Raw genomic sequence first — 6,000 nt, forward strand, 5'->3', positions numbered from 1 at the left:
GGTGCGTAATACCTGTATTGGGAGTGTTGAATTTCATGAATAACAAATTGGCTCTTGCTTTAGCTACGGTCGCTGCAGTCTCTGCTGCACCAGTAATGGCTGAATCCTCAATTGAAGCTAAAGTAGGCGCAGAAATGTGGTGGCCAAATACCAAGGTCAATGAAGTACGACGCGACAATGACAATACGCCGAGTGTTTATGCATCTATCGAACACTCATTTGCGTATGTTCCAGATGTTCGATTCCGTTACTCAAGTGTTGATTCAGACTACATGGCTTTCGATAAGTACGATCTGACATTCTATTACCGCATCCTAGAGCATGACTTAATGCATTTTGATGCGGGTGTGACGGTCAGTGATTTAGCCAATACGCAATACATCAATGCTCATACCGAGCAGAGTGCGACATTTAATGAAGTGATTTGGGCTTGGTATGGCTATGCAGAACTGACGGTGCCAAATACCAATTTTGACATTATTGGTGAGATGAACTTTGGCGACAGCAGTGGTATCAAGAGTACGGATTTGATTGCAGGTATCCAATACCGTCTTCCACTTAAAAACAGCCAGATTGCTTTTCGTGGTGGTTACCGAGCCATTGACTTAGAATCTGAAACATTTCGAGAGCCAGAGCTGGGCAAACCGTTTATTTTTGCCGATGGTTGGTTCTTAGGCGCTGAATTTAGTTTCTAAAACTTAGATTGAATTGATTAAAACGTCGCTTTATAAGCGGCGTTTTTTTATATCTATTTTTTATAAAGTAGGATTTTTTTGTGCTCTTTTTTTCACTTGAGCCATGCTTAGAAAGGGGAGATACAAGCAAGGATCTGCAGCGAATGACTATTACCGAATTACGTAATTTGTATCGAGAGCAAAAATTAGTGGAAGCCATTATTGAACCATCTGCACAAGAAGGATGCTGGATAGTGGAATTTCGTCACGCTCGGGGCGGCTTTGTATTATTGACAGATTCGCATGGTGAAGAGTGCCATTACATGGATTTAGATCTCGCATCTAAATCAGCTATGGCTGTGGGCTTTAAGCAAGTGCGGGTAGAAGCAAAATAGTGGATTCCCGATTTGGGTAAACGCATTTTCTTAATTCAAAAAGTTATAAAACATTCACTTCTATTCTTTCTTGTTATTAAAGAGAGTGGTTAATCTATCATCACGCAATGAATAGGGATGTCGTGACCATGTCTTTAAACAAGAATGTGTCTTCTAGCGGAAACACACAATCACAAGAATTACCGGCGATCGCCAGTCCTCTAAATGATCAACAACTCAACACGCTTCAACAAACCGTAGCTGATTTATCTCCTCAGCAACTGGCGTGGGTGAGTGGATATTTCTGGGGCCTTTCTCAAGCTCAGCCGATGGCTGCTGCTGCACCAATTAATCAAGCGGCGGCTGCCGTTGCTGCAAAGCCAGCAGGTAAGTTGTCGATTATCTTTGCTTCACAGACTGGCAATGCCAAAGGCGTGGCTGAAGCCTTAGAGCAAGAGGCGAAAGCGCAAGGTATTGCGGTCGAGCTTTTTGATGCGAGTGACTACAAAGGTAAAAATCTAGCTAAAGAGACGCATGTTATTGTTGTCGCGTCAACCAATGGTGAAGGGGAGGCCCCTGATAATGCCATTGAGCTCCATGAGTTTTTGCAGTCAAAGAAAGCGCCTAAGTTACCAAACCTAAAATATGGTGTGATTGGTTTGGGTGACTCTAGTTATGAGTTCTTCTGTCAAACAGGAAAAGATTTTGATGCTTACCTTGCCAAGCTAGGGGCGACGTCATTTATTGAACGCATCGATTGCGATGTTGATTATGAAGCATCAGCTGCAGAGTGGCGAAGCAAAGCACTTAGTGCTGTCAAAGAAGATTTAGCTGCAGGGCCTGAAGCAGAAGTGGTTCAGCTACCTGTAGGACAAGCCGCTCCCGGACACTCGGCTTTTAATAAGCAAAACCCCTATACGGCTACGTTATTAACGAGTCAGAAAATCACAGGCCGAGATTCAGGTAAAGATGTTCGTCATGTGGAAATTGACCTTGATGGTTCAGGGTTAACTTATCAGCCGGGTGATGCGCTTGGAGTTTGGTTTGAAAACAGTTCTGATCTGGCGAATGCAATCTTAGCGAAGGTTGGTTTGTCTGGTGTTGAGAGTATTGAAATTGATGGCGAAAGCTTATCTATTCATAGTGCACTTGTGAGTAAGTTTGAAATCACTGCATCAAATCCGCAGCTTGTCACTAAATTTGCAGAGCTATCTGGTAGTAAGAAACTGCAAAAGCTGGTGGATGACAAAGACAAATTACGAGAATACGCAGGTAACACTCAGGTAGTCGATGTACTTGCTGAGAAGAAAACTAAGTTAACAGCAGAAGAACTTGTTGGTTTACTGCGTCGTTTAACTCCTCGCTTATATTCAATTGCATCAAGCCAAACAGAGGTAGATGAAGAAGTTCATCTAACAGTGGGCTTGGTTGAATATGACCAAGGTGATGAAAAACGCTTTGGTGGTGCGTCGAGCTTCCTATCTCAACGTCTAGAAGAGGGCGGTGAGGTTAAGGTGTTTGTCGAGAACAACAATAACTTCAAGCTTCCTCAAGATGACAATACGCCAGTGATCATGGTTGGTCCGGGAACAGGTATTGCTCCTTTCCGTAGCTTTATTCAAGAACGTGACAATCGTGATGCTGAAGGTAAGAACTGGTTATTCTTTGGTGACCGTACCTTCACTCAAGATTTCCTGTATCAAGTTGAATGGCAAAAGTACTTAAAGTCAGGTGTACTTAACCGTTTAGATGTCGCGTTTAGTCGTGACCAATCTGAAAAAATCTATGTACAACATCGTATCTTAGAAAATGCAGAGCAAGTGTGGCAGTGGATCCAAGAAGGTGCATACATCTATGTATGCGGTGATGCAACTCGTATGGCTAAAGATGTCCATGAAGCACTAGTTATTGTCGCGGAACAACAAGGCAAGATGTCTCGTGATGATGCAGAAGAATTTATTAACGACTTACGTAAAGCAAAACGTTACCAAAGGGATGTGTACTAATGAGCAATAAGCAGGAAGTATTGGGCGAAGTTCTAGGACCTCTTTCGGATAACGAACGCCTAAAAACTCAGAGTAATTTTTTACGTGGTACGATCGAACAGGATCTTCAAGACCGTATTACGGGTGGATTTACTGCAGATAACTTCCAGTTAATTCGTTTCCACGGTATGTACCAGCAAGATGACCGTGATATTCGCAACGAGCGTGCTAAGCAAAAACTGGAACCACTACATAACGTGATGCTTCGTGCACGTATGCCAGGTGGCATCATTACGCCAAAGCAGTGGTTGGCGATTGATAAGTTTGCAACTGAACATTCGCTTTACGGCAGTATCCGTCTGACTACACGTCAAACGTTCCAGTTCCATGGAGTGCTTAAGCCTAACATCAAGCTCATGCACCAGACTCTAAACAGCATTGGTATAGATTCAATAGCGACAGCGGGTGACGTAAACCGTAACGTACTATGTACCACTAACCCAGTTGAATCTGAGTTGCACCAAGAAGCTTACGAATGGGCGAAAAAGATCAGTGAACATCTATTACCTAAGACTAAAGCGTATGCGGAAATTTGGTTAGATGGTGAAAAGGTAGAAACAACCGACGATGATGAGCCAATTCTAGGTAAGACCTATCTACCTCGTAAGTTCAAAACAACGGTTGTGATTCCGCCGCAGAACGATGTTGATGTTCATGCTAACGATCTGAACTTCGTGGCGATTGGTGAGAATGGCAAGCTGGTGGGCTTTAATGTCCTAGTCGGTGGCGGTCTAGCAATGACTCACGGTGATACATCTACTTATGCGCGCCGTGCCGATGACTTTGGCTTTGTTCCATTAGAAAAGACACTTGATGTTGCAGCTGCAGTCGTAACAACTCAGCGAGATTGGGGTAACCGTTCAAACCGTAAGAATGCTAAAACTAAGTACACACTAGACCGTGTTGGTATAGATGTGTTTAAAGCAGAGGTCGAGAAGCGAGCTGGTGTGAAGTTTGGCGATAGTCGTCCATACGAGTTCACAGATCGTGGTGACCGCATCGGTTGGGTTGAAGGTATCGATGGTAAGCACCACTTAGCACTGTTTATCGAAAACGGTCGTCTACTGGACTTCCCGGGTAAGCCACTGAAAACCGGTGTTGCTGAAATTGCCAAAATCCATAAAGGTGATTTCCGTATGACGGCCAACCAGAACTTAATTGTTGCTGGTGTGGCTAAGAGCCAGAAAGCCAAGATTGAGAAGATTGCCCGCGAGCATGGTTTGATTGATGACAGCGTGAGTGAGCAGCGCAAAAACTCAATGGCGTGTGTGGCATTCCCTACTTGTCCATTAGCGATGGCTGAAGCTGAACGTTTTCTGCCTCAATTTGTAACCGATGTAGAAAGCATCCTTGAGAAACATGGTTTACCTGAAGAAGACAACATCATTCTTCGTGTTACCGGTTGTCCAAATGGCTGTGGTCGGGCAATGTTGGCTGAGATTGGCCTAGTAGGTAAAGCTCCTGGCCGTTACAACCTTCACTTAGGTGGTAACCGTGCAGGTACACGTATTCCAAAGATGTATAAAGAGAACATCACAGACAAACAGATACTAGAAGAGATTGATCAGCTAGTAGGCCGTTGGGCTAAAGAGCGTGAAGCTGGCGAAGGATTTGGTGATTTTGCTATCCGTGCTGGCATCATCGAAGAAGTCAAAGTATCTAAGAGGGACTTGCATGCTTGATTCTATTGCCTCCAAACCGAAGCTAGCAGAGCTACTTTCATTAACTAAGACGGAGCAAATCCTTCGTCTTGCACAAATTAATGGTGAGTTGGAAACATTTACAGCCCAAGAACGTGTTGCTTGGGCGTTAGAAAATCTAGAAGGGCAATTTGCGGTTTCATCGAGTTTTGGTATTCAAGCTGCGGTGATGTTGCATTTAGTTACTCAGCAACAACCTGACATTCCAGTCATTCTCACTGATACTGGGTATTTGTTTCCAGAAACATATCGCTTCATTGATCAGCTCAGTGAACAACTCACTCTGAATTTAAAAGTTTACCGTGCGGCTGAAAGTGCTCATTGGCAAGAAGCGCGTTATGGGAAATTGTGGGAGCAAGGTATAGATGGAATCGAAAAGTACAACAAGATAAATAAAGTAGAGCCTATGCGCAGAGCTCTAGATGAATTAGAAGTTGGTACTTGGTTCTCGGGCTTACGTCGTGAGCAATCCAAATCAAGAGCAAGTTTGCCGATTCTCTCTATCCAAAATGGTGTATTCAAGTTTTTACCTGTTATCGATTGGACCAACAAAGACGTACATTACTATTTAGATCAGCATGGACTCTCTTATCACCCACTTTGGGATGAAGGTTACCTTTCCGTTGGTGATACTCATACAACGAAAAAGTGGGAACCCGGTATGAGTGAAGAAGAAACTCGCTTCTTTGGTTTAAAGCGTGAGTGTGGTCTTCATGAAGATGATAGAGAGCAAGATGGTTCGGGAATCTGATCGGTTTGCTTATATATAGAAAAGAAGGGTCGCGAAAGCGACCCTTTTTTGTTTAAAGAAAAACAATTGTGGATAACTCTGTGGGTAATGTGTTTGTTATATTGGGGTAAAGTTGGATAAATAAGGCTTTGAATGAAAAGTCAGCGCTTAAACACTGTTTTTGTGTTTTTTTTTAAATAACGCTTGCCAATGTGAGCGCGATCTCTATAATGCCTCCTCGTCGACAGGGCAAGAGCTCACAAGGGTTCAAGCGAAGTCGACACGGTTTACTAGCCAAGCAGTAGTGCTTGAAAAAAGTTTGAAAAAAGTGGTTGACACTAAAACTTAAATCGCTAGAATGGCCGCCTCTTCCGAAGTGATACGAATCACAAAGAAGAGTAGCTCTTTAACAATATAAACCTATCAATCTGTGTGGGCACTCGTTGATGATAATCCAATTAGAAGCTTCGGCTTCAA

The 6,000-nt window shown here is 43.4% G+C and carries 5 protein-coding genes; all 5 read left to right on the forward strand.

What is annotated here, in order from left to right; translation table 11 throughout:
- The first annotated feature begins 35 nt into the window (after window positions 1-35).
- Window positions 36-695 carry a TIGR04219 family outer membrane beta-barrel protein gene (locus ACQEXU_RS18870; RefSeq protein ID WP_427011904.1) on the forward strand — a complete coding sequence of 220 codons (660 nt, stop codon included), beginning with the start codon at window positions 36-38 and terminating at the stop codon, window positions 693-695.
- Between the two features lie 143 nt (window positions 696-838).
- Complete coding sequence (locus tag ACQEXU_RS18875) at window positions 839-1,069, forward strand: hypothetical protein (protein WP_367987421.1); 231 nt, start codon at window positions 839-841, stop codon at window positions 1,067-1,069.
- Between the two features lie 128 nt (window positions 1,070-1,197).
- Window positions 1,198-3,054 (forward strand): assimilatory sulfite reductase (NADPH) flavoprotein subunit, encoded by a 1,857-nt coding sequence (locus ACQEXU_RS18880; protein WP_427011905.1) that lies wholly within the window; start codon window positions 1,198-1,200, stop codon window positions 3,052-3,054.
- Window positions 3,054-4,775, forward strand: coding sequence for an assimilatory sulfite reductase (NADPH) hemoprotein subunit (gene cysI, locus ACQEXU_RS18885; protein WP_427011906.1), 1,722 nt, complete (start codon window positions 3,054-3,056; stop codon window positions 4,773-4,775). Before ACQEXU_RS18880 ends, cysI begins: the two co-directional genes overlap by 1 nt.
- Window positions 4,768-5,544: a phosphoadenylyl-sulfate reductase gene (locus ACQEXU_RS18890; protein WP_427011907.1), complete on the forward strand. Its 777-nt coding sequence runs from the start codon at window positions 4,768-4,770 to the stop codon at window positions 5,542-5,544. Before cysI ends, ACQEXU_RS18890 begins: the two co-directional genes overlap by 8 nt.
- The last annotated feature ends 456 nt before the right edge of the window (window positions 5,545-6,000 follow it).

This window comes from Vibrio sp. TRT 21S02 (assembly GCF_050113675.1).
Taxonomy (GTDB): Bacteria; Pseudomonadota; Gammaproteobacteria; order Enterobacterales; family Vibrionaceae; genus Vibrio.